This is a genomic window from Acinetobacter sp. YH12086 (genome assembly GCF_013419345.1).
In the GTDB taxonomy this organism is placed as follows: Bacteria; Pseudomonadota; Gammaproteobacteria; order Pseudomonadales; family Moraxellaceae; genus Acinetobacter; species Acinetobacter amyesii.
In genome coordinates, this window is the sequence record NZ_VPAF01000010.1 from 52,142 (window position 1) to 76,590 (window position 24,449).

Sequence of the window (24,449 nt, forward strand, 5' to 3'; positions counted from 1 at the left end):
TGGTGTAAAAACAACAAAATAACAAACAACAGCTACAGTCAGTTTGAGTACTATGGAATGAGCTATAAAATCAAATAGATCTGTTTGATAAAAATAAATTTAGGACAATTTTAAATGTCTGAATCTAACAAAATCGTGGTATATGCAGCGCTCTTCGGCAATTTAGCGATTGCACTGGTGAAGTTTGTCGCTGCCTATATCACGAATAGTTCGGCCATGTTGAGTGAAGCTATTCACTCTGTGGTTGATACTTTAAATGAAATCTTACTGCTCTACGGTATGAAAAAATCGCAGCAGCCAGCAAATGCACGCCATCCGTTTGGCTATGGGAGAGAGCTGTATTTTTGGGCTTTTATTGTGGCGTTGATGGTCTTTGCTTTGGGTGCGATCGTGTCGATTTATCAAGGGATTAGTCATATTTATCACCCCGAAGAAATGCAAAATCCGATGATTAACTATATGGTATTAGGTATTGCGATTTTGTGTGAAGGGACCTCTTGGTTTGTGGCATTGAAAGCATTTCGTAAAATCAAAGGGAAACAGGGCTATTTTGAAGCATTTCGACGCAGTAAAGATCCGACGACATTTACCGTGTTATTTGAAGATTCAGCAGCGCTGATTGGTCTGTTTATTGCCCTGATCGGTATCTATTTATCACACGCGCTGAATATGCCAATGCTTGATGGTCTGGCATCAATTCTAATTGGGGTTGTACTCGCTATTTCAGCAATTTTACTTGCACGTGAGACTAAAGGATTGCTCATGGGAGAAACTGCTGACCCACAATTGAGGCATAATGTCTTGATAGTTGCAGAGCAAGATCCAGCAGTGCATTCTGCCAATGGGGTGTTAACAGAGCAGATGGGTGCACATCAAGTTTTGGCATCTTTGAGTCTTGAATTTAAAGATAATTTAACGTCAGATGATATAGAAGCTTGTGTCAACAGAATTGAAGCACAAATTAAACAGCTTCATCCTGAAATTGTGGCACTCTTTGTCAAGCCTCAATCTCGGAAGGTTTGGCTTGAGCGCATGAAAGGTCGTCTTGATCAATAGGTCTGCGAGGTTAAATACTTTGCAAGGTTTGTCAGCATAGTGAATGAATTTTAAATACACATGAATCAAAAAACTCAATCAGCACAGTTTCAAATCAGTACTAAAAGCTGTATGAAACATACGTGGACGAAGCCTGTATTTGATTATCTGGCAACTGACCATTTTAATGGGGAAAAATTCTTTAATACCATTCGAAATCCCGATGCGTTTACGCGTAAAGATATGCTGAAATGGATCATGACGCGTAAAAGCGATACATGGAAAGTAGATCGTGAGCAAGAATATCAACAGTTTTTTGCTTCTTCGCGTAGCATTCCGCACAATCGGCCATTGGCTAAAATGGATGATTGGTTGGTTTGGTTTGTCGGACATGCGACGGTTTTGATTCAAATTGGGCCATATAATTTTTTGACCGATCCTGTATGGGCGGAGTATGCAGGCCCACGTCAAGGGACTGGACCACGACGTGCTTGTCCTGCAGGAATTGCCTTAGAAGAATTACCTACAATTCATGGGGTTTTACTGAGCCATAATCATTATGATCATATGGATTTAGCAACCTTGAATTGGTTACATGAACAATTTGCTATGCCGATTTATACTGGTTTAGGCAATGCTTATTATTTACCCACACATTTCAATGTCATTGAACTTGATTGGTGGCAATCGGAAATGTTTGAAGATTTGCGTATCGTTTATACGCCTGCACAGCATGGTTCAGGTCGTGGTTGGCGAGATCAAAATCATGCCTTATGGGGAGGTTTTTCCATCGTGCATAGTACAGGACATTTCTTCTTTGCTGGAGATACGGGCTATGCCGCACATTTCAAACAAATCCATACACGCTTAGGTGCACCCCGAGTAGCGTTATTACCGATTGGAGCTTATGAGCCACGTCGTTTAATGAAATATTTGCACATGAATCCCGAAGAAGCTTTTCAGGCGCATAAAGATTTACAGTCAAAATGTTCATTGGCAATGCATTATCGGACTTTTCAGTTGACTGATGAAGCTAGAGACCAACCAGAACATGACTTACATCATGCAATGCGAAAAACATCAAAGTTAATGAATCCATTTTTAACCATGCATGAAGGCAAAAAATTGATTGTTTAAGGATTAATAGAAGGTAATTGGAATATTTAATGCCAAGAAAAAACCACCTTAAAAGGTGGTTTTTTTATTCAAAGATAAAACTTAAAGCAAGCCTGGATTACCTTGAGCTGGATCAGTTGCACGAGCAGCTTGCGCATCCGCTACAGTTAAGCCTAATGCTTTTGCAACACCTTCACCATAAGCTGGATCACATGCGTAACAGTTACGGATATGACGATATTTGATGAAGTCGAGTGCATCGCCCATTGCGCCAGCAGTGTTATTAAACAATGCTTGTTTTTGTTCATCATTCATTAAGTTGAATAATGCACGTGGTTGACTGAAATAGTCGCTGTCATCTTCACGATAATCCCACAAGTCAGCATCACCAGTAATTTTCAATGGTGGTTCTTTGTATTGTGGTTGCTCTTGCCATTGGCTGAAGCTGTTTGGTTCATAATGCGGTGTTGCACCATAGTTACCATCCATACGGCCTTGACCATCACGACGGTTGGAATGAACAGGGCAACGTGGTGCATTTACAGGAATTTGGTAATGGTTTACACCCACGCGATAACGTGCAGCATCAGCATAGTTGAATAAACGCGCTTGCAGCATACGGTCAGGTGAGAAGCTAATGCCCGGCACCAAGTTACTTGGTGCAAAAGCGGCTTGTTCAACATCTTGGAAATAGTTTTCAGGATTACGGTTGAGTTCGAATTCACCCACTTCAATCAACGGATAGTCGCCTTTAGGCCATACTTTGGTTAAATCAAATGGGTGATAAGGTACTTTTTCTGCATCAAGTTCAGGCATGATTTGAACGTACATTTTCCATTTTGGAAAATCGCCGCGTTCAATTGCATTGAACAGATCGGTTTGTGAGCTTTCACGGTCTTTGGCAATAATCGCTTCAGCTTCAGCATCGGTTAAGTTTTTAATGCCTTGTTGAGTGCGCATGTGGAATTTAACCCAGAAGCGTTCATTATTGGCATTAATAAAACTGAAAGTATGGCTACCAAAACCATGCATATGACGGTAACCATCTGGAATACCGCGGTCAGACATCACAATCGTAACTTGGTGTAGAGCTTCAGGTAGTAAAGTCCAAAAATCCCAGTTATTAGTTGCACTACGCTTATTGGTTTTAGGATCGCGTTTCACTGCTTTATTTAAGTCAGGGAATTTACGAGCATCACGTAGGAAGAAGACAGGTGTGTTATTACCAACTAAATCCCAATTACCTTCTTCAGTATAGAATTTCAGGGCAAAACCACGAATATCGCGTTCTGCATCTGCAGCACCACGCTCACCCGCTACGGTAGAGAAACGAGCAAAAAGTTCAGTTTTTTTACCAACTTCTGAGAAAATTTTAGCGCGGGTATATTGGGTAATATCGTTAGTCACGGTAAACGTACCGAAAGCACCAGAACCTTTGGCATGCATACGACGCTCTGGAATTACTTCACGAACGAAATTACCGAGTTTTTCATTAAGCCATAGGTCTTGGGCAAGTAAAGGACCACGTGCACCTGCCGTCATACTGTTCTGGTTGTCTACAACAGGAGCACCAGCATCAGTTGTTAGGTGGGTGACAGGACATTTTTTAACGTCGTCGCTCATTGAGTATCTCCATTATTATAATCATGTATTAAAGTTGGGAGTTATAACCTTATCAATTGATAACACGCTCAACAGCACATGACATTAACCGTTTTGTTAATTCATTTTAAAGTGACAATGTGACAACAGTTTTTCTCTCATTCTAAAATTTTTCAAGCAGCAATCAATCGAAGAGAAGTCATAAAACTGTAGCCGTTAAAAGCTTAAAAATCTTTATATACTTATTGACTCTAAAGCTTTCTGTGGCTTTTGACAAATGGAAAAATAGTTTTGAATAAATGGTTAATTCGATTGATTAAGTTATTGAATTTATATTATTTATTTATATATTTTGTTTTAATATTTTATCCATGAATTAAACTCAAATATGTTGCTATGATAGGTTGAAGAGGACGAACTAATTAAATCCATATTTATATTATGGATTTTGGCCTTAATATAGGTTTTCTTAGCTGATTCTAGTTAATGAAAGACATTTTTGAGCTATTAATATTGGAGAGTTTTTCAACATTAAAGACATTATTTAATACTTAAAATAAGCTAAAAATATAGCTGAAGAAATATTGGCAAGTGGTCTAAGTTGTTTTAGAAAATTGTAAATAAATTTTTATGGGGTGATGCCAGTTGGTACAGCTATCTTTATTGTTGTCAGGTCAGGTGTTGTCACTCCAGCTTGAGTCGATTCCTACATCATATCAACATACTAGGCAACCTTACGTGATCGCATATCGTAGTTGAGGGGGTTAATGGCGAACCCATTTTGACCTCGGGATATATTTTACGCCCAAAAGGATAAGCACTTAAACAAGACTGGACCGTATTGGCATGAGCACATGGCACGACTGTGTGGCTGATACAAGTGCTCCTTCAAGTGATTATACAGGTGTGCGTGTGCTAAGTTTGCAACAAGTCATAGATGGTGCATTCGACAGTTGTTTGAGGCATGGCTATGTAGTGGTTGCAACAGATTATAAGGACTGGGTAAGCCAAAACTGCACCCTCATATGAATGTAGTCAGTTAAGTTTATAATTTGGTGCATTCTGTACATGCACTGCATTCTTGGAAGCCGAGGCAATTTAATAAAGACTGGATGGTGATGGGGCATAGTCAAGGTGGTGCAGCTGCTATTGCGGTTGCAGCTCAGGGACAAAAAGATGCGCTTGAATTAAATTTTAAAGCTGCAATACCCTTGGCACCAGATGGTTATCAATATGAATGTATTGCTGAATACGTAGAAACCAATCCAAATCCAGATACCAATGTAGCGGCATTTTTCCCAATCGTGTTGTTGGGAGCAGCCGCAGCAGATCCATCAATGTAGATCAACAGGTTAGTCCAGATATGCAGTCTTTACTAAATCAGGCCCGTAAACGCTGTTTGTCAGAACTACAAACTGAGTTAGAACAAGCACCTCAGCCAATCTTTAAAAAAGATGCAGACTTAAAGCCTTTATTAAGCTACTTAAAACGACAGTCGATTGAATATATGAAGCCAACCGTACCATTGATGTTTGTTCAGGGTACAGCAGACCATTTGCTCGATCATCGCGGTACACAAAGTTATTACCAGCAAGTGTGCAAACAAAAATTGCCAGTAGTTTATCAGGCGATCCCAAATGGCTATCATCGGGGTGCATTAGGCCATAGTCCAAAATATAAGGCTGAATTTTTAAAGAGCTTACAACTGGCTAGCATTGCAAAGGCGTAAAATGAGATAAGTAAGTTAGCAATAAAAGCTTAACTTCGAAAGCACTTTTATTGAAGGATGAACCAAGTGATGAGTGATTTTCTTCTACCGTAAAAATGAATTCCTAAATATTTAAAATAACTGGTTTAAGAGCCGGTTTTTTTGTAAATAACATGACTTTATTTTATTCACCAATGCATTTGAAACGTCATTAGACTTGTCCGTGAAGTCTAATCGCGCAACATATGAATTATATCTCGCTTTAATTCATCCCATTCAGTAAAGTTGGGTACGATCAACAAGCTTTGCGACACAAAGCCATAACACACTCTTTGTATATTTAAAGCCATTGGCTTGAGCTTTTCCTCGTTATTTATAAAAGGCTTAAGCATGTGTTGCCACATTTGCACCATCATGACATAACTTTTACGGTAACTTTCAATATCTGAAATCCGCCGTTCCAATAAAAACACCTGTGACCATAAAAACTGCTGCGCTTGAATTTGCTCAATTTGGAAGTGGATGATTTGCTTTAAATACTCTTGAAAATCCAAATCTGTGGATAACTTCATCAGCGATTGTGCATAAGTTTTCATCTGTTCGGCATTGTGCTTCACATGCAAATGAATGGTTAGCGCAATCAAATCTTCCTTCTTAGAAAAATATTCATAAAATGTCCCTAAGCCAACGCCTGCAAGGTCGGTAATTTCACGAATGGTAATTTTGTCGGCAGGGCGCTCATGCAAAAGCCGAACAAAACTTTCCTGTAAGGCTTCTTGGGTGAGCTTTGCACGTGATTGACGCGGCTTACGCCGTATCTGAATGGCTGAATTCTTCATATTGTTAAGCGCTGAAAACCGAACGTCTATGCTTTAAATTTTCTCTATACTGAAATGAAAAGCCAACAAGAACAAGTGGAAAATATAGACGATGAATACATTAGAACAGCCATGGATGACGCATCAAATCAGTAACCAATTTGATGAACTAGAAAACTATAATCTATTTTCAAGCGATACGGTTTTACATGAAATCTTAAAACGCTGCAGCAGCCATGATCAGCCGACTTTATGCGAAATGGGCAAAGTGGCAGGTTCGAGTGAATACTTTCAGCATGGGGCTTTAGCCAACAAAAATACCCCAATTTTACATGCCTTCGATGCGCGAGGTCGCCGTACTGACTTTATCGAGTTTCATCCTTCATGGCATAAATGGATGGGACTCAACCGCCAGTTTGATACCCATGCACATCCATTTAATCAGCCAAATTCCAAGACAAAATGGGTGGAGTGGGCAGCACGTTTTTATTTAGCAGGTCAGGTCGAGTGCGGCAATTTATGTCCAAATTCAATGACACTCGGCAGTATTCCACTCATTCAGCGCGAACCTGAACTGTGGGCCAAAATTGGCGAGAAACTACTATCGACTGAATATGATGAACGCGATGTACCGATTGCGCAGAAAAAGTCGATTTGGCTCGGTATGGGCATGACCGAAAAGCAGGGAGGTTCGGATGTACGTGCTAATGAAACTATAGCTGTGCCTGTGGCAGAAACAGGACGAGGCAAAGCTTATTTACTCACGGGGCATAAATGGTTTTTCTCTGCACCGATGTGTGATGCGCATTTGGTGGTGGCAAAAACCGAACAAGATGGCTTGGCTTGTTTCTTTGTGCCGCGTTGGTTGGAAGATGGCACGAAGAATAATATTCAGGTGCAACGCCTAAAAGAAAAAGTCGGTAACCGCAGTAATTCAAGCTCGGAAGTCGAATTCAAAAATGCGTGGGGCATTATGATTGGTGAGGCAGGGCGTGGCATTCCAACCATTATTGAAATGGCGAATTATACCCGTCTGACCTGTTCGGTCGGTTCGAGCGCCATGCTGCGTCAAGCTTTGGTGCAATGCATTGCCTATACCCGTCAGCGTCAGGCTTTTGGTAAACATCTGATTGATCAACCCCTAATGCGAGCAGTCTTGGCAGATTTAGCTTTGGAAAGTGAAGCAGCGACGCAGCTCAGTTTCCATTTGGCGCAGTGCTATGAATCGGATGATACTTTGTCTGTGGCATGGAAACGCATCATGACCCCAGCAGCTAAGTTTTGGATTTGTAAACGTGCAGTCGAACTAACTGGTGAGATGATGGAAGTTTTTGGCGGCAATGGCTATGTTGATAACGGCGTCATGGCGCGCATTTTTAAAGAAGCACCTGTGAATACCATTTGGGAAGGTTCAGGTAATGTTATGTGCCTAGATGTGCTGCGCGCGATTGGGCGTGATCCTGAATCTATTGAGGTGCTGTTTAAAGATTTGGCCAGTACAGTAAGTACAGATGAAAGCTTGCAAACAGAATTGCAGGACTTGTTCAGGTTGTTCCATCAATCGCCTGAAGATTTACAATTTATGGGGCGCAGTTTGGTCAGTCGTTTAACGGTACTTGCACAAGCGGTGTTATTGAAACGCTATGCGCCTGATTATGTAGCAAATGGTTTTATTCAAAGCCGTTATAGCGCTAAACACGGGCAAGTGGTGGGGATGTTGGATGCCAAAATGGTCGATGTAGAGCGTTTGTTGGAACGGGCTTTCGCAAGTTAAATACAATGTATTTCCCTCTCTTAATGGGAGAGGGTTTTGGAGACGGGAATAATGTGGGAAAACAATTTTTTATGGACATGGGACTAACGACGCTGTATCAAAAAGCCATAGGAAAGTGCTTGAAAAAATCTAAAAATAGACCAATATATGCACTACAGCACGAAGGTGCTGTATAGGCAAAAGGTGAATGCAAATGGCAAAGAAAAAAGTCCTGCCAGAAGTTGAAGTTCGCAACTTCGTGGCAAAACACATGAATGATTTTAACAAAAGCCAAACTTTTGTAGATCGAAAGAAAAATGCAAAACGTGGCTATGCAAAGCACAAAAAAGGGGGATATTCGAATGATTATCTCCCTTTTTATTGGTCTGTATTTTTATAATTTAACTGACTATTCGTGTCGCTGATTTCACCATATCACCTAGACCATGAGTCTTAAAGTAATACTCCATTAAGCTTTTCACCATCAGTGGATTATTCATGCTTAAGGCACGATCCAAGAGCTCTTTTGCATCTGGCATCGGCACATGGCAGATGGCTTTACGAACTTTCAGGATATTACTCGAACTCATCGATAGGGTATTAAAGCCCATTGCCATCAATAAAATAGCGGTGAGTGGATCACCAGCCATTTCCCCACAAATACTAATCGGCTTGTCGTATTTATGACATTCTTGCACCAAACGAGTCAGCGCACGAAGGACGGCTGGGTGTGAGTGTGAATAGACATTGGCAACACGTGGGTTATTACGGTCAACCGCAAGTAAATATTGGGTTAAATCGTTTGATCCCACTGAGAAGAAGTCAACCAATTCAGCAAATTCATCGATCTGTAATAGCACACTCGGCACTTCGACCATGATGCCGATTTTGGGTTTAGTAATTTTCACCTGTTCTTCTTCTTGCACCGCTTGCCAGTCACGATCGAGCAAATACAACGCTTCTTCGACTTCGCTGACACTGGTCACCATCGGCAGCAAAATATGCAAGTTGTTCAGGCCAATACTGGCTTTGAGCATTGCACGAATTTGGGCTGAAAAAATCTCAGGATGATCAAGGGTAAAGCGAATCCCACGCCAACCCAGTGCAGAGTTTTCTTCTTCAATCGAGAAATAAGGCAGGTCTTTATCTGCACCAATATCGAGGGTACGCATCACCACTGGTTTATTGGCAAAATGACTGAGCTGTTGACGGTAAATCGCCCGTTGTTCTTCTTCACCTGGGAAGCGATCACGCAGCATAAATGGAATTTCAGAACGATATAGGCCGACACCTTTGGCACCACGTTGTACACCGCGAACCACATCGATCATCAAGCCGGTATTTACAAACAATCGAACTGCAACACCATCTGGGGTGATGGCATCTTTGGTTTCGTATTGTTTTAGGTCTTTGGCAATTTGCTCTTCTTCTTTTTGAATTTCTTTATAACGTGTGCGTAAACGACGAGGGGGATTGATGAATACACGACCTTGATGTGCATCGACGATCATTTCAACATCATCGAGGGTGTTAATCGGCAGTTCAGTCACGCCGACTACAGTAGGAATGCCGAGAGCACGCGCTACAATCACCATGTGTGAGTTCATGGCACCTTCAGTGGTCACAATCGCTGCGATTTTATCGACTGGGAGTTCAACCAAAGCAGCTGTAGAAATTTCCTCACCAATTAAAATACTTTCATCGGTGATTTCACGGTGACTAGCATCTGCTTCTTGCAAAAAGGCCAAGATACGACGCCCTAGATCTTTTAAATCTGAAACACGTTCACGGAGATAGTCATCTTCCATTTGTGCAAAGAGCGCAATGTGTTTATCAATGACAATGCGAACAGCACCTTGTGCCCAGTTACCGTCGCGAATTTCACTTTTGATTTCCGCGGGGAGGGCATTGGCATCGAGCATCCGTAAGAACACGCTAAATAATGCCCGTTCTTCAGCCATGAGGGCATCTTGCATTTTTTCATCAAGCGACTGAATTTCTTGGCGAACTGCGTCTATGGCATTGTCGAGTAATTCGAGTTCCTCACTAATGTCATCGGCTTCACGATCAGGGACTGACGCCAAGTCAGCAGGTGGATATAGGATAACTGCCCGACCTAGGGCAATACCGCCTGAACCTGAAATGCCTTGGAAGGTTTTGTACGCTGGCAGATTATTCGGCTTACGAAAGACTTCGATATTGCCGACGGCATGTGCATGGGCAATCACCCCTGAAAGTTGAGCGCATAGGGTCACGAGGAAGGATTCGGCAGCTTCGCTAAAGTCTTGAGGTTCTTTGTTTTGAACCACCAAGACACCCATAACTTTACGGCGATACATTACCGGAACACCGAGGAAGGAATTGTAAATTTCTTCCCCGGTTTCTGGCAGATACATAAAGCGTTCGTGTTTGGGAGCATTGTCTAAGTTGACGATTTCTTCACGTTGTCCAACTAAGCCGACCAAACCTTCACTGGTATGCAAAGAGACATGCCCAACGGCTTCAGGGTTTAAACCCTTAGAAGCCATCAGTAAATAACGATGGTTTCGTTCATCAAGCAAGTAGATTGAGCAGACATCCACATGCATGGCTTCTGCCACTTGATTGACCATTATGTCTAAAGATTCATGCAAACTGGCTGACGCATTAATCTCTTGGACTATGCGTCTTAATGTATCCAGCTGCATGTTCGACATCGTGTCTGCTCCAAAATTTATTCTGCTTTATTTATAACAACACTCATCCTAAAAATCTGCATCCATTCAGCAAATTTTTACGGCTTTTGTGGAAGCTGACTGCAAAGTTCCACCATGGCTTTACGATATACATCGCGTTTAAAATTCACCACTTGTCCCAATGGGTACCAGTAGCTGACCCATTGCCATTGATCAAACTCAGGTGGATCTGACAAATCCAGCTGAATATGCTGTGCTGAAGCTGTCAGTTTCAATAAAAACCACTTTTGCTTTTGACCAATACAAACGGGGTCTGAATCCGTACGTATATACCGATGTGGCAAACGATAGCGCAACCACCCTTGGGTTTGTGCTATCACCTGGACGTGTTCGGGCAGTAAGCCAACTTCTTCTCTCAGCTCACGGTAAAGTGCCTGTTCGGGGGTTTCTCCATGTTGGATACCTCCTTGTGGAAATTGCCAGGCATTGTGACCAATGCGCTTTGCCCATAAAACTTGTCCAATGTCGTTTGCCAAAATGATCCCGACGTTGGGTCGGAAACCTTCTGAATCGATCATTTGGCTACCTAAATATTGTGTAATTTATGACTTTGCTCACGGGGACGTTTATTTCTGTGTCCATCTCGAAAAAGCAAAGTGTAAAAATGTTAAAATTGTTATGATCTTAACGAATTTCTATCGACTAGCGGAGATAGATTTACAATTTTTTTCTTAAATTTCAGCTTTTACGAGTATTTTCATGAAATTGGCACTGTTTGACCTTGATCACACCTTATTAAATACCGACTCAGACCATTCTTGGGGGGAGTTTTTGGTCAATGAAGGCTTGGTTGATCCAATTCGTCATCGTGCCATGAATGACAAATTTTATGATGATTATAAAAAAGGCCAGCTTGACCCGATTGCCTATAACGAATTTGTATTTGAGTTTTTAACCCAACATGATAATGCCTACTTAACTGAGTTACATCAGTTGTTTATGAAAAAAGTTATTCGTGCGCAAATGCGTCCAGAGGGCTTTGCTGCCATTCAGCGCCATCAAGATGCAGGGCATCAATTGGTCGGGATCACCGCAACGTCTGATTTTATTACTGCACCGATTTTTCGTGAATTTGGTATTACTGAAATTATTGCGACCAATGCCGAAGTTGTGGATGGTAAATATACGGGTAAAGTGATCAATACTCCGTGCTATCAAAAGGGCAAATTAGTCCGTTTGAATCAATGGCTAGAAGGTCGTGATGTGACTGAGTCTTGGGCCTATTCAGATTCGATTAATGACCGTTTCCTGTTGGAATATGCCGATCATGCCTTTGCAATCAACCCTGATGACCGTTTAGAAGTCCTAGCAAAAGAACAAGGTTGGGACATACAAGACTGGTCAATTCAAGCCTAAAGATAAACATAAAAAAGCATCATTAGATGCTTTTTTATTCGGTCTCATTTTGATTAAACTTCGGCTCACTTATTTGAACTATCGCTCCATATGCAGACAGAAACTTCTTTTAAACATTTAATTCAAATCTTTATAGGGCCACGTGCTCATTCTTATTTAAAGTTCATGGAACAACAAGGTGGGCAGCACAGTAGCCTGAGTTGGGCTGGGCTAATTTTTGGGCCCTATTGGTTACTCTATCGGAAGATGTATCGCTATTTCTTCTTATTCTTTGCGGTTGGTTTTTTGATTAGCATGTTGGCGCTCATCATCGGTGTGCCTGAACAAGTCTTGATGGGGCTGTCATTGATTCCTAACGTCATACTCGCTGGGATCGGAAAGCGGCTTTATAGCGATTTTGCTGTGCAAAAGACCAAAGCCTATATGCAGCAGCCGAAATATAGTGAGCAGGTGTTTGCTGAAGAAGGCGGAGTAAACTGGGGACTGCCTTTGTTGTTGGTATTTATTCAATCTGTCGTGATGATTATGCTCAGTTTGCCTTTTATTCAATTTTCACCGCTGTAGAATTCTGTAATTGAGTGCGTGTCCGTTCCGTGTTATATCCTTAAAACAGAATAATTTTGTATCCATAAACAATAAGTTTTAACACGGAGAATGACAATGAGTGTACGTCCACGCATGACTCATCTATTTGAACAACTGGGTTTAGATTCGAGTGAAGACGCGATTGCTTTATTTATCGTGACGCATCAACTCAGTGCCCAAACTAAAATTACCGAAGCAGACTATTGGACAGATGCTCAGCGTCAGTTCTTGGCCGAAAAAATTAAGTCAGATGGTGAATGGGCGATTATTGTCGATCAATTGAATGAATCATTACATGAAGATTCGTTGACGAAGTAAAACTGACGGGTCTTCCTTGGTTTTTTTAATGGGATCGGCTGAAATAGGCGATCCCATTTTTACTGAAAAACTGATATTACGTACGTAAAAGTTATTTCGTGTTTTTAAAATGATTTTTAAGTCTATTCAACGAAGTCTTACATCTAGGAATTGAATAAATTGATTGGCCTTCGGCTGGAGGTACTTTTGTTTCGGCAAAAGTACCCAAAACCATTGTCATCCGCAAAACTCGTTTACTACCGTCTAATTATTCAAAGTATCGCAAAAACATTTTTGATGAGAAGTAGTCCTATCTCAAACACTTGCGGATGACCTTGCCGCGTATCGTTCTTATATTTGAATCAAATTGCACTTCTGATGTTACTGTATAACATCAGTGAAAAGAGGTTGAACTTTCACAATAAGTAAGAGCATCTATTGCTGACCTTGAGCCAAGCTACAAATATTGATGGCAGATTTGAAGGTCACTGCATTGTATATGATGACTATTCAACAAGGACTGTTCAACACTTGGCTAATCAAATCATTCGCTTTTTCTAGATGCTTAAACAGATGAATATAAAAAGCCACCATAGCGGTGGCTTGATTAATAATTGAATTTTGTAGGCAAAAAAATGAATTAGATGTGTTTCATCAATTCAACCAGCTTTTGTGCAGCAAGTGACTGAGTACGGCCTGGGTGCCATACCATGCCCAATTGACGATTCATGTTTGAAGGTAAATTCAGTTGTTTTAAATCTTGGTTCAATAATGTTTTAGGAAGGACTGACCAACCGAGACCAATTGAAACCAACATGCGAATCGACTCAAGTGAGTTATTGCTCATGGTGACTTTGGGCTTCAGGCCATACTTTTCAAACTCAGCCAAAGTAATTTGACTGGTATAGGTTTGCGCCGCAGGTAAAAGACTTGGGTATTGGATCAAATCTTCTAAGGTTAAATGTTCAACTTGCGCCAAAGGATGGAAAGGCGCAACCACGAATACCAATGGATCATTCCATGTCGTGATGTATTTTAAACGGCTGTCACCTTGTGGCGGTAAAGTCAAAAAAGCCAACTCTAAGTCGCCAGCTAAAACTTGCTCATGGGCTTGTTCAGAATCAACAAAGTGTACATCTAAGGTCACTTCTGGAAACTGTTGTACATATTGACGCAAATGCGCCGGTAAATGGTGTAAGCCGATATGATGGCTGGTACCAATTTTCAGTTTACCTTGAACCTGACCTTGCTCATGGCTGAGCGTATGGTGAATATCACCCAATTCATTCAGCCAGCTTTTTACTTTTGGCAAGAGAGAGTTTGCCGCATGCGTCGCTTGAACACCACGACCCGCGGATTCAAAAAGTTTGACACCGAAGTATTCTTCTAAACTGTGAATACGCTTGGTCACAGCAGGTTGCGTAATGAAGAGCTGATCTGCTGCCAAAGAGATCGAACCAGTTTCCATGACTTTTACAAAGGCTTCAAAGGCTGCGAGATTCATCTTCATTCCTATAAAGAATTTTTATGCGTAGTCTCATTGTTATAATATTTTAAGAATAAATCAAAGGAAAAGTTGTATCTTTTGATTTAAAACTAGGCGTTCAAGCCAGATGACGCTTTAAATCTGAGGGGATTTTCAGGGTTCAATAGTGTTATTTGAGTACTTGGTCACTGCATGATTTAAGATTGGGCTGTGACATTTTCAGCTCAAATGCGCTGTTACAAAGTTATTTTTTAAACCGAAACCAGAGTTATGCATAATATAAAAAATACAGGGCTGGAAAGTAATTCAACCGTTTGAATTAAAGAGGAGCGATGACGTTTCTTTTTAATTCAGTATTGAACTAAAACAAAAAAATGAACTCAAGTTTTGATGGCTTGGGGAACATACTTTTCAGTGAATAATTATAGCAACAGGTACAGTCATGGCTGCATCGATTAGCAATGTTGTACCTCACAGGGAGAAGGCGATGGATATTAAACACATTAAAAATTTATTGGATATTTTTGAAGGGACAGTCGAAAAGCGCTGTGCGATATATGAAATCGCAGATGATGAAGACGACGAAAACCGTGCAGCAGCGGAGTGTAATGCGGCAAAAAACAAACTGATTCTTGCGATAGAACAATTGGTTGAGGCGCATGATCAGCTGGCCTTACAGCAAAAAACCAAGCTTTGATGTTCTGTCTACAATTGAATCTATAGGATGAAATGAATAGAAAGTTAAAGTGGATAGAGTAAAAGAACGTTTTAAGGTCATTAAAAAAACCACCGTTATGGTGGTTTTTTACAAGGAGCAGGATTGGATTAAGCGGGGATATTTTCCTCTACAGCTTTATCTTTCTTTTCCCAGACTTTTTCATGGAAGAAAAAGGCAACCGCTTGAACAGTTGGTTCAAGTAAACTTAATGTAATGGCCATTGCAATACTGCCTGTCACGTAATAACCAACCAACATCGCAACCGTGATATGCATGATGTAATAGCTCAAGGTTTTTTTGAACATGCGCTGATTATTTTCGACGAACTTGTTAATGTGTGCCATGAGAATGCTCCTTGTTAAATTGATAAATCTTGGCAATGAGTTAATAATAATGATTCTTATTTGCAATGTAAAAGAGAAAATTCAATTTATGATCATTGAATTTCTAAATCACTGTTTAAAAATGGCAGAAAGCGATCAAAAAGTCGGAGAAAATTCTAAAGTTTCATCTGCTGAAAGTATTGAAGTGAGCGTGTTTTAAACGCATTAATGGTCTTTAAAATGCAGCGGAAATCAGCAGTTAAATATCATTCCAATAAGTTTTTAAACTAATAAAAATGATAAATTAGATTTATGTGAATACGTGGTTATAATCGATTTAACGAAAGAATTTACCCAGTCCAGTGGAGCAAATCGACATGGCAGGCGAAACCCAAAAAGCGGAAACCCAAACAAAAAAAACCTTGTATGACAAATTGTGGGATGACCATCTAGTAAAACAACGAGATGATGGCTCTTCATTATTGTATATCGATCGTCATTTATTGCATGAAGTGACTTCTCCACAAGCTTTTGAAGGTCTACAACTTGCAGGTCGTAAACCATGGCGTTTAAGCGCAAACGTGGCAACGCCAGACCATAACGTACCTACTTCTACTAAGGAGCGTGCTGAAGGTATTGCGGGTATTGAAGATGATACCTCACGTATCCAAGTGCAAACTTTAGATGACAACTGTAAAACTTTTAATGTTGCCCAGTTTGACATCAATGATGTGCGTCAAGGTATTGCACATGTAGTTGGGCCTGAACAAGGTTTAACGTTGCCGGGTATGACCGTGGTGTGTGGTGACTCACATACTGCAACGCATGGTGCATTTGGTTGCTTGGCTCATGGTATCGGCACATCTGAAGTTGAACATGTGTTGGCGACTCAATGCTTAGTTCAAAAGAAAATGAAGAACATGTTGGTGCGTGTTGACGGTCACTTGGGTCAAGGCGTAACTCCTAAAGACGTGGTTTTAGCAATTATCGGTAAAATCGGTACGGCAGGTGGTACAGGTCACGCAATTGAGTTTGGTGGTCAAGTATTCCGTGATATGTCGATCGAAGGTCGTATGACGGTGTGTAACATGGCGATCGAAGGTGGCGCGCGCGTGGGTATGGTGGCTGTCGATGACAAAACCATTGCCTATGTAAAAGACCGTCCATATGCACCGAAGGGCGAACAGTGGGATGCTGCAGTAAAATATTGGAAGACTTTAGTGTCTGATGAAGGCGCGCATTTTGATACTGTTGTAGTGTTGCAAGGTGAAGAGATTGAGCCACAAGTGTCTTGGGGGACTTCTCCTGAGATGGTGATTCCTGTATCTCAAGCAGTGCCAACTTTAGAACAAGCTAAAGATGACGTACAGCGTAATGACTGGACACGTGCATACAACTACATGGGCTTAGAAGCGGGTCAGGCATTGGCTGATATTCAATTAGACCGTGTATTTATTGGTTCATGTACCAACTCACGCATCGAAGATATTCGTGCAGCGGCTGAAGTGGTCAAAGGTAAAAAAGTGGCGGCATCGATTAAGCAAGCCATGGTGGTACCGGGTTCAGGTTTAGTCAAAGCACAAGCAGAAGCAGAAGGCTTAGATAAAATCTTAATTGAAGCAGGCTTTGAATGGCGTGAGCCGGGTTGCTCAATGTGTTTGGCAATGAATGCCGACAAATTGCAACCGGGTGAGCATTGTGCTTCGACTTCTAACCGTAACTTTGAAGGTCGTCAAGGTAATGGTGGTCGCACGCATTTGGTAAGTCCAGCAATGGCAGCAGCTGCGGCAATTGCAGGTCACTTTGTGGATGTGCGTACATTCTAGTTTAAGCCCTCATCCCAACCTTCTCCCTAAGGGAGAAGGAGTTCCCTCTCCTTTTAGGAGAGGGTTAGGGAGAGGTCACGGATTCAGTGAGAAATTAACATGAAAAAATATACCGTTGAACAAGGTATCGTTGCACCATTAGACCGTGCCAATGTGGATACAGATTTAATTATTCCAAAACAGTTTTTGAAATCTATTAAGCGTACTGGCTTTGGTGCCAACTTATTTGATGAGTTGCGCTATTTGGATGAAGGCTATTTAGGTCAGGACATTTCAAAACGTCCAATTAACCCAGATTTCGAATTGAACAAACCACGTTATCAAGGTGCGTCGATTTTGATCTCTCGTGCAAACTTTGGTTGTGGTTCGAGCCGTGAGCATGCGCCTTGGGCATTAGAAGAATATGGTTTCCGTACTGTCATTGCACCAAGCTATGCGGACATTTTCTTTAATAACAGCTTTAAAAATGGCATGTTGCCAGTGATCTTGTCTGAAGAGATCGTCGATCAGTTGTTTAAAGAATGTGCTGCATCTGAAGGCTATCAATTAACCATTGATTTGGCTGCGCAAGAAGTGCGTACACCGAGTGGTGAAGCATTTACATTTGAAGTCGATCCATTCCGTAAACACTGCCTATTGAATGGCTTGGATGATATCGGTTTAACTTTACAAGCAGCCGATGAGATCCGTGCTTATGAAGAAAAAACCAAAGCATCTCGCCCTTGGGTATTTGCAGAAATTAAAGCTTAAGTCAGTGTCACTGTAGAACTTCTTAGTAGTCAGTCGGCTTAAGTCTTGTTAATATCAGGCGAAACAAAATTTATACGTTAGCCAGAATTTATCAGGTTGGGTTCGAAAAATGAAAAAGTTCTTCGGTCAGCTGGTTGTAACGGGAGCGCTGTTCGCAACGCTCTCTGCCTGTCAAAGCTTTGACACGGCACGCATTAAAAATGTGAAAGAAACTGAAAGTACAAACAATAATGCTTTGATTTACTGTGCAGGTACAGCGCACTGTGAATTTGAGCGTTTTGATCAAATACAAGTGGTTGATCCAAATAATCAACGTGTGCAACGTGCTGCGATTAAAGCAGGCATTGTACGGTTGAATGGTCGTTCATTGTCTGAGCCTAATCCTTTGTATTTGTCTGTACCTACAGGTCAGCATGAAATCGTGATTCGCTATTATCCAATTTCTCAGGAAAAAGCAGAGCGCTTGCATGTCATTCACAACTTTAGGTCCAAACACGAGTACACCTTTAAAATGTACCGTGAGCGTTCAAAAAACAGAGGCAGTTTACTGGATAAATCTGCGCCTGATCCGCTCTGTGTAGACTTAAAGCAAGGTGCAAAAACGATTCGACGTTTCTGCCGACCGTACAATGTCCTCACAGGACTTGGTGAGTTTGTAGAAAAGAAACTTTAAATCTGACTGGTAATCAAGCCAGCGTATAAATGGAAAGACTCATGTCAAAACATATTTTGATTTTACCAGGTGATGGTATTGGTCCTGAAATCGTGAAAGCGGCTGAACAAGTGCTGACACGTGTAAACGAGAAATTCAACTTAGGTTTGACTTGGGAACAAGGTCTTTTAGGTGGCGCAGCGATCGACGCGCACGGTTCACCTTATCCAGAAGTAACAGCAGCACAAGCGAAGACTGCTGATGCGATTTTATTGGGTGCAGTGGGTGGTCCTAAGTGGGATACCATTGAGCGTTCAATTCGTCCAGAACGTGGCCTATTAAAAATTCGTTCAGAATTAAATTTATTTGCCAATTTACGTCCAGCAATTCTTTATCCGCAGCTTGCAGATGCGTCGAGCTTAAAACCTGAAATCGTAGCAGGTTTGGATATTTTGATCGTACGTGAGTTAACTGGCGGGATCTATTTCGGTCAACCACGTGGTATTCGTGAACTCGAAAACGGCGAAAAACAAGGTTTCAATACTGACGTATATGCTGAATCTGAAATCAAGCGTATTGCCAAAGTTGCTTTTGAAATGGCGAACTTACGTGGTGGTAAGGTATGTTCAGTGGATAAAGCCAACGTACTAGAAGTGACTGAGCTTTGGAAACAAACTGTAACTGCGTTAAAAGAAGAGCAGTATCCTGAAATTAACTTGTCTCATATGTATGTTGACAATGCTGCCATGCAATTGGTTCGTGCACCAAAACAGTTTGATGTGATCGTGACAGGTAACTTGTTCGGCGATATCTTGTCTGATGAAGCCGCGATGTTAACCGGTTCTATCGGCATGTTGCCATCGGCTTCTTTAGATGAAAATGGTAAAGGCATGTATGAACCTTGCCACGGTTCAGCGCCAGACATTGCAGGTCAAAACATTGCGAACCCATTAGCTACAATTCTGTCTGTTGCTATGATGCTGCGCTATACCTTCCGTGAAGAAGCGGCGGCAAAAGCGATTGAAGATGCTGTAGGTAATGTCTTAGATCAAGGCTTACGTACAGGTGACATCATGTCAGAAGGCAGTACTCAAGTCGGTACTGTTGAAATGGGTCAAGCTGTAGTTTCTGCATTGAACTAATGGCGAATCAAAAAACGCAGCGTTTATGCTGCGTTTTTTTGTGCCTAGAAATTATCAATCCTAGAATTGATGCGCTAACAGGTGCGACCAGTTAATCGGACATCAGTTGCAATATTATGCTTTAAGCGAAATTGAATAAGGCAGTTTAACTCAACCTCATAGCGTGTATTTCCACTGGGAATCGGCACAGCAGCGCCGCTGCCCATGTGCATCGCAGGATTTTCCGCCATCGGTAAAGGAATACTGATCGGGCGTGTAACACGATAACGAAGGTAGTCTGAACTGACCTCTACGGGAGAGGTTCTTTGATAGCCGAGTTTGCTGAGATTAAGTTCTGCTTGAATCGTTTGGCTCGATTGACCAATAAATGAGGCTAAATAGCGTTCACGTTCAACGGAGGATATCGTTGATGTCGTGGTACAACCAGCCAACCATACAATGCTTAGAACGCATCCCATGCTCAATATTGGGCGAATAAAACGCTGATCTTTGTAAACCTGATGTTCTAAAATAAATTCCATGGGTCAGTTCCTCACGAAATAAATTCAGTTTAGTCAGTTCGGTCTGTATAACACTGTAGTCATTTGATACACGGTCATCCGAGCAAGATTAGCCTCTAGGATTCTCATGCAGGATCAACAAGCTCTGCCAACATAGTCAATGGATTCAACTATTTGATTGCGTAATTTGAACTCGATTTTACATTCCATATCGACAGTGACACCACCTTTAGACGGCGTTGGGATAGGGGCGCCCATGGCTATACTGGTGCCGATATTTGGTGTACCAATCGGGATTGGCATCGAGCGTAAAATGGTATAGCTAAGTTTTTCGTTGCTTTGTACGGGTGCTCCCATCACTTTATAGCCCAATTGACTCAAGTTGAGCTCTTTACGAACTTGATCAGCTGGCTGTCCAATATAGTGTTGTAGGGATTGATTGAGTTGCTTTTGGCCTGTCGTGGCGCAAGCAACACAAAAGATAGCACCGACTAATCCTAGATGTTTCATATGATTTTATGTCCTTATATTTTGAATTTTATAATCGAATTTTTATGTTTTTAAACTGTAAAGCAAATTTGCAGTCAATTTTTATCATTGTATTGAAATAAATACAAAAAAAGCCACTGGTAAAGTGGCTTTTTCGCTTCGCTAAAACTTAGCGCGCACGGTAAGTGATACGACCCTTAGTCAAATCATAAGGTGTCATTTCTACTTTAACACTGTCGCCAGTCAAAATACGGATATAGTGTTTACGCATTTTGCCAGAGATGTGAGCAATCACTTCATGACCGTTTTCTAAACGTACACGGAACATAGTATTAGGAAGCGTCTCGGTGACAACGCCTTCGAACTCGATGAGTTCCTCTTTATTGGCCATAGCCTACCTGAATGAATAAATTAGCAAGGCGCAAATTATAGTCAATTTTTTTTCAGAATACAAGCCGTAAAAGGCTTTGAACTGATCGACTGTCAGTAAAATAAGCGAACAATTTAGTTAAATATTTTCAACAAAAAATGTGCAGTAACTGTTGTCAGTTTGGTCAATCGCAGTTAATCTAAAATCAATCTTTTTAGGTATAAATGAAGTACATACAAGGAAGGTTCTGGAGTGGGTCAGCTAACTGATGCATCTGTTGTGTTGCGTTTAGGGTATCAAGCGATTCGTTGTGCCGGATTGCCAACAGAAGAAATTTTAACAAAAGCGGGTGTGGCATTAAATCAGGTTGAAACCAATGACCGTACCCCATTGAATGCACAATTTGCATTCTGGGTGGCTGCAGAAGAAGTCAGTAAGGATCCTGATATTGGTTTGCATCTGGGAGAGCATTTGCCTTTATATCGAGGGCAGGTGATTGAACACTTATTTATTTCATCTGAGAATTTCGGTGAAGGTTTAAAGCGGGCTTTGGCCTATCAACGCCTAATTAGCGATGCCTTTCATGCGCAATTGGTGATTGAAGATGACCGCTGCTATTTGACCAATGGTCATCAGCCTTGGGCAGAAAATATCGTGAATCGTCATTTTTCTGAATGCGCGATGTCCGGTGTTTTGCGTTTCTTTAAGTTTATTACTGAAGGGCGTTTTCAGCCGATTTATATCGACTTTAACTTTAGTCAGGGCGCGCCAGATGATGAGTATTTCCGTGTTTATGAATGCCCTGTGAGCTTAGGGCAGAAAGAAACCCGATTGTATTTTGATCCGGCTATTTTAGAGTATCAATTGTGGCAGGCAGAACCTGAGTTATTACAATTGCATGAGCAGTTGGCGATTGAAAAGCTTCAGGAGTTGGCGCGTTATGATTTGGTCGGTGAAGTTCGCCGTGCTATTGGTTCAACGCTTGAAAGCGGTGAAACCACACTCGAAACGGTTGCTGCGCAGCTCAACATTACTCCGCGTCGTTTACGGACTCAGTTGTCAGAAGCCAATACCAGTTTTCAGCAAATTTTGTCAGACTATCGCTGTCGTTTGGCTAAAAAATTATTGGCCAATACCAATGAAAGTGTGGAGCGCATTGTGTACTTAACGGGTTTTTCTGAACCAAGTACGTTCTATCGCGCATTTAAACGCTGGACCAATGAAACGCCCGTGGAATATCGTAAGCGGAAGCAGCGTTAAGGTTGATCTTCGATAAAATCCTTCCCTAAACAGAATCCCCCTTTTTCAAAGAGGGATTTTCATCTTTAGAATCTGGCAATGGCGGAAATGAAACACCCTCTCTGTGAAAGTGAGGTTGGGAGGGATTGTTTATTCAGGCATATTTAGCCAATGTGGTCCTAACGGAACTTGAGGAAGTTCAAACTGAGCTGGATAGTCTGCATGGATAAAATATAGTCCATCGGGTGGTGCGGTGACACCTGCTGCTTTACGATCTTCAGCAGCAAAAATATCGTCAATATGGTCAACGTCATACATACCTTGCCCAATTTCCAACAAACAGCCCATGATGTTACGCACCATGTGATGTAAAAAACCATCGGCCTGAATATCTAGGACCAAGTAACATCCGTGTTGGATCAGACGGCAATGGCTGACATGACGAACAGGCTGATTGGACTGACAGGCTGCGGCACGGAAGCTTTCGAAATTATGAGTGCCTTCAAATTTGGCCGCGGCACGTTGCATTTTTAGCACATCTAATTTTGCATAAACATGGGTCACTTGCTTGTGCAGTAAAGCTGGTCGCTGTGGATTGTTATAGACCACATAGCGATAACGACGTGCTTGCGCTTTAAAGCGGGCATGGAAGTCCTGATCCATTTCCTTAATCCATTGGATGGAAATATCACGGGGTAATTGGCTATTGCTGCCCATTAACCATCCACGAATGGGACGAATCGCCTGAGTATCGAAATGTGCCACCATATTGGTTGCATGGACGCCCGCATCTGTTCGGCCAGCGCCGTGCAACATGATTGGCTCATTGGCCACTATACTGAGGACGGTTTCAATGGTTTCTTGCACGCTTGGTACGCCCGGTTGCTGAGTTTGCCAGCCCTTGTATTGCATGCCACAAAACTCAATCCCAATCGCAAAACGTTGCATAGTTACCTCAAATGACTTAATCGTTCCAATGCGCAGTCCAGTCTGCGGCACTGCCGTATTGTAAATACATTTTCAAGCATTTGGCATAAAGATCTGCATGACCCAAACAATTGCTCAGTAATATTCCACTGTCTTTGACCCAGTCACTCACAGCATAGCGTTGATCTATACCGCCATGAACAACCTGTGTACTTAAGATAATTTTGCAATTTTTTTGTTGTATGGCTTTCAATACATTGAGTAATTCAGCATCAACGGCAATATTCCCTGTGCCAAAACCTTGCAGAATTAAAACATCTGGCGTGTGTGTAAGCAGGGCGGCTAAATTTTGACTGTGTAGATCAGTTGTTATCGGTTGCCACATCCAATTCAGGCAATTGAAATGAGCCGCTTTGTCTAAATCATTGACTTGAACAATATAAGGCGATGTCAGCATTGAAAGTGGCTGTGTGGCTGGCAGCCCATCAAAGGCTTTCAGATCGGTTGTATGTACTTTTAGTGCGGATTGAGCATGCATTAATTGATGATGAAAGGCCAAATAAACCCCAACACTGGATTGGTGTACCGATTCCAATGCAAAATTTAAATTGTCGATGGCATCGGTAAATTCACGGGTGTTGTCACCAGCCACATTAAACAGCGGATATTGGCTGCCTGTAAGCACGATATGAGCAGAATGTGCCATAAAGTGTGCAAGTACTGCGCTGGCATAGCTAAGCGTGTCTGTGCCATGAATAATTACGAAATGCTGAAATTGTTGTAATTGTAAACTTTGAATTTGTTGGATCAGTGCTAGCCAGTCGGGTGCAGTACAAGCACTACTGTCACGAATGACAGGTGCAACAAAACATTCAATGTTTAGGTGCAGTGGCAGCACATGCTGTAATTTAGGTAAAAACGCATTCGCTGGCATGGGGCTTAATGGTTCACCGATACAACCGAAGGTACCACCCATATAAATAAGAGCAATTTTTTTCATCATAAAAAAAGCAGCCTTGAAA

General features: G+C 41.6%; 27 protein-coding genes. 16 read left to right on the top strand and 11 right to left on the bottom strand.

What is annotated here, in order from left to right; translation table 11 throughout:
- The first annotated feature begins 114 nt into the window (after positions 1–114).
- Complete coding sequence (locus tag FTU29_RS11805; RefSeq protein WP_180121989.1) at positions 115–1,056, top strand: cation diffusion facilitator family transporter; 942 nt, start codon at positions 115–117, stop codon at positions 1,054–1,056.
- Positions 1,057–1,116: 60 nt separating this feature from the next.
- Positions 1,117–2,172: an MBL fold metallo-hydrolase gene (locus FTU29_RS11810; RefSeq protein WP_180121991.1), complete on the top strand. Its 1,056-nt coding sequence runs from the start codon at positions 1,117–1,119 to the stop codon at positions 2,170–2,172.
- Between the two features lie 81 nt (positions 2,173–2,253).
- Here FTU29_RS11810 and FTU29_RS11815 read toward each other — a convergent pair whose 3' ends face one another.
- Positions 2,254–3,774, bottom strand: a complete 1,521-nt coding sequence (locus FTU29_RS11815; RefSeq protein WP_111884100.1) for a catalase — start codon at positions 3,772–3,774, stop codon at positions 2,254–2,256.
- Between the two features lie 825 nt (positions 3,775–4,599).
- Here FTU29_RS11815 and FTU29_RS17685 point away from each other — a divergent pair.
- From FTU29_RS17685 to FTU29_RS17695, 3 genes are all read left to right on the top strand, one after another.
- Positions 4,600–4,782, top strand: coding sequence for a hypothetical protein (locus FTU29_RS17685; RefSeq protein ID WP_180121993.1), 183 nt, complete (start codon positions 4,600–4,602; stop codon positions 4,780–4,782).
- 89 nt (positions 4,783–4,871) lie between these two features.
- Positions 4,872–5,096 carry a hypothetical protein gene (locus tag FTU29_RS17690; protein WP_180121995.1) on the top strand — a complete coding sequence of 75 codons (225 nt, stop codon included), beginning with the start codon at positions 4,872–4,874 and terminating at the stop codon, positions 5,094–5,096.
- 20 nt (positions 5,097–5,116) lie between these two features.
- A complete protein-coding gene (locus tag FTU29_RS17695) occupies positions 5,117–5,482 on the top strand; it encodes a hypothetical protein (protein WP_180121998.1) in 366 nt (121 codons plus the stop codon).
- 209 nt (positions 5,483–5,691) lie between these two features.
- Here FTU29_RS17695 and FTU29_RS11835 read toward each other — a convergent pair whose 3' ends face one another.
- On the bottom strand, positions 5,692–6,300 hold the full coding sequence (locus FTU29_RS11835) for a TetR/AcrR family transcriptional regulator (RefSeq protein ID WP_180122000.1): 609 nt from the start codon (positions 6,298–6,300) through the stop codon (positions 5,692–5,694).
- Between the two features lie 91 nt (positions 6,301–6,391).
- Here FTU29_RS11835 and FTU29_RS11840 point away from each other — a divergent pair, with 91 nt between their 5' ends.
- Both FTU29_RS11840 and FTU29_RS11845 read left to right on the top strand, forming a co-directional pair.
- On the top strand, positions 6,392–8,053 hold the full coding sequence (locus FTU29_RS11840; protein ID WP_180122002.1) for an acyl-CoA dehydrogenase family protein: 1,662 nt from the start codon (positions 6,392–6,394) through the stop codon (positions 8,051–8,053).
- Positions 8,054–8,246: 193 nt separating this feature from the next.
- Positions 8,247–8,432: a hypothetical protein gene (locus FTU29_RS11845; protein WP_180024481.1), complete on the top strand. Its 186-nt coding sequence runs from the start codon at positions 8,247–8,249 to the stop codon at positions 8,430–8,432.
- Position 8,433: 1 nt separating this feature from the next.
- Here the strand turns inward: FTU29_RS11845 and ptsP are convergent, their stop codons facing one another.
- Positions 8,434–10,728, bottom strand: a complete 2,295-nt coding sequence (ptsP, locus tag FTU29_RS11850; protein ID WP_180024480.1) for a phosphoenolpyruvate--protein phosphotransferase — start codon at positions 10,726–10,728, stop codon at positions 8,434–8,436.
- 77 nt (positions 10,729–10,805) lie between these two features.
- Positions 10,806–11,285: an RNA pyrophosphohydrolase gene (locus FTU29_RS11855; protein ID WP_180024479.1), complete on the bottom strand. Its 480-nt coding sequence runs from the start codon at positions 11,283–11,285 to the stop codon at positions 10,806–10,808.
- A 181-nt stretch (positions 11,286–11,466) separates the two neighbouring features.
- Between FTU29_RS11855 and FTU29_RS11860 the strand changes: the two genes are divergently transcribed.
- The 3 genes from FTU29_RS11860 (at position 11,467) to FTU29_RS11870 (ending at position 13,026) form a co-directional block, all read left to right on the top strand.
- Positions 11,467–12,123, top strand: coding sequence for an HAD family phosphatase (locus FTU29_RS11860; RefSeq protein ID WP_111884093.1), 657 nt, complete (start codon positions 11,467–11,469; stop codon positions 12,121–12,123).
- A gap of 90 nt (positions 12,124–12,213) precedes the next feature.
- Positions 12,214–12,687, top strand: coding sequence for a DUF2628 domain-containing protein (locus tag FTU29_RS11865; protein WP_180024478.1), 474 nt, complete (start codon positions 12,214–12,216; stop codon positions 12,685–12,687).
- Between the two features lie 96 nt (positions 12,688–12,783).
- A complete protein-coding gene (locus FTU29_RS11870; protein ID WP_078189726.1) occupies positions 12,784–13,026 on the top strand; it encodes a DUF2789 family protein in 243 nt (80 codons plus the stop codon).
- A 619-nt stretch (positions 13,027–13,645) separates the two neighbouring features.
- Here the strand turns inward: FTU29_RS11870 and FTU29_RS11875 are convergent.
- Entirely contained in the window at positions 13,646–14,509 is an 864-nt protein-coding gene (locus FTU29_RS11875) for a LysR family transcriptional regulator (protein WP_078189725.1), read from the bottom strand.
- 469 nt (positions 14,510–14,978) lie between these two features.
- On the opposite strand from FTU29_RS11875, the gene FTU29_RS11880 reads away from it, so the two are divergent.
- On the top strand, positions 14,979–15,188 hold the full coding sequence (locus tag FTU29_RS11880) for a hypothetical protein (protein WP_180024477.1): 210 nt from the start codon (positions 14,979–14,981) through the stop codon (positions 15,186–15,188).
- A 128-nt stretch (positions 15,189–15,316) separates the two neighbouring features.
- Here FTU29_RS11880 and FTU29_RS11885 read toward each other — a convergent pair whose 3' ends face one another.
- Positions 15,317–15,553 (bottom strand): DUF2061 domain-containing protein, encoded by a 237-nt coding sequence (locus FTU29_RS11885; protein WP_111884090.1) that lies wholly within the window; start codon positions 15,551–15,553, stop codon positions 15,317–15,319.
- 356 nt (positions 15,554–15,909) lie between these two features.
- On the opposite strand from FTU29_RS11885, the gene leuC reads away from it, so the two are divergent.
- The 4 genes from leuC to leuB all read left to right on the top strand — a co-directional run bounded on the left by leuC (position 15,910) and on the right by leuB (position 19,902).
- Positions 15,910–17,358 (top strand): 3-isopropylmalate dehydratase large subunit, encoded by a 1,449-nt coding sequence (gene leuC / locus FTU29_RS11890; RefSeq protein ID WP_180122004.1) that lies wholly within the window; start codon positions 15,910–15,912, stop codon positions 17,356–17,358.
- Between the two features lie 99 nt (positions 17,359–17,457).
- Positions 17,458–18,108 carry a 3-isopropylmalate dehydratase small subunit gene (leuD, locus tag FTU29_RS11895; RefSeq protein ID WP_180042065.1) on the top strand — a complete coding sequence of 217 codons (651 nt, stop codon included), beginning with the start codon at positions 17,458–17,460 and terminating at the stop codon, positions 18,106–18,108.
- A gap of 109 nt (positions 18,109–18,217) precedes the next feature.
- Positions 18,218–18,781, top strand: coding sequence for a hypothetical protein (locus tag FTU29_RS11900; RefSeq protein WP_111884086.1), 564 nt, complete (start codon positions 18,218–18,220; stop codon positions 18,779–18,781).
- A gap of 41 nt (positions 18,782–18,822) precedes the next feature.
- Positions 18,823–19,902, top strand: a complete 1,080-nt coding sequence (leuB, locus tag FTU29_RS11905; protein ID WP_078192754.1) for a 3-isopropylmalate dehydrogenase — start codon at positions 18,823–18,825, stop codon at positions 19,900–19,902.
- Between the two features lie 74 nt (positions 19,903–19,976).
- On the opposite strand, the gene FTU29_RS11910 is transcribed toward leuB, so the two are convergent.
- The 3 genes from FTU29_RS11910 to infA all read right to left on the bottom strand — a co-directional run bounded on the left by FTU29_RS11910 (position 19,977) and on the right by infA (position 21,282).
- Positions 19,977–20,423: a hypothetical protein gene (locus FTU29_RS11910; RefSeq protein ID WP_306423177.1), complete on the bottom strand. Its 447-nt coding sequence runs from the start codon at positions 20,421–20,423 to the stop codon at positions 19,977–19,979.
- 114 nt (positions 20,424–20,537) lie between these two features.
- The gene (locus FTU29_RS11915; RefSeq protein WP_078189718.1) at positions 20,538–20,912 is read right to left on the bottom strand and encodes a hypothetical protein; all 375 of its coding nucleotides are present in this window, start codon (positions 20,910–20,912) and stop codon (positions 20,538–20,540) included.
- A 148-nt stretch (positions 20,913–21,060) separates the two neighbouring features.
- The gene (gene infA / locus FTU29_RS11920; protein ID WP_001284370.1) at positions 21,061–21,282 is read right to left on the bottom strand and encodes a translation initiation factor IF-1; all 222 of its coding nucleotides are present in this window, start codon (positions 21,280–21,282) and stop codon (positions 21,061–21,063) included.
- A 231-nt stretch (positions 21,283–21,513) separates the two neighbouring features.
- Here infA and FTU29_RS11925 point away from each other — a divergent pair, with 231 nt between their 5' ends.
- Positions 21,514–22,521 (top strand): AraC family transcriptional regulator, encoded by a 1,008-nt coding sequence (locus tag FTU29_RS11925; protein WP_180122006.1) that lies wholly within the window; start codon positions 21,514–21,516, stop codon positions 22,519–22,521.
- Between the two features lie 129 nt (positions 22,522–22,650).
- Here the strand turns inward: FTU29_RS11925 and truA are convergent, their stop codons facing one another.
- The gene (gene truA / locus FTU29_RS11930; RefSeq protein ID WP_180122008.1) at positions 22,651–23,448 is read right to left on the bottom strand and encodes a tRNA pseudouridine(38-40) synthase TruA; all 798 of its coding nucleotides are present in this window, start codon (positions 23,446–23,448) and stop codon (positions 22,651–22,653) included.
- A gap of 16 nt (positions 23,449–23,464) precedes the next feature.
- Positions 23,465–24,427: an asparaginase domain-containing protein gene (locus FTU29_RS11935; protein ID WP_180122059.1), complete on the bottom strand. Its 963-nt coding sequence runs from the start codon at positions 24,425–24,427 to the stop codon at positions 23,465–23,467.
- Positions 24,428–24,449: the final 22 nt, after the last annotated feature.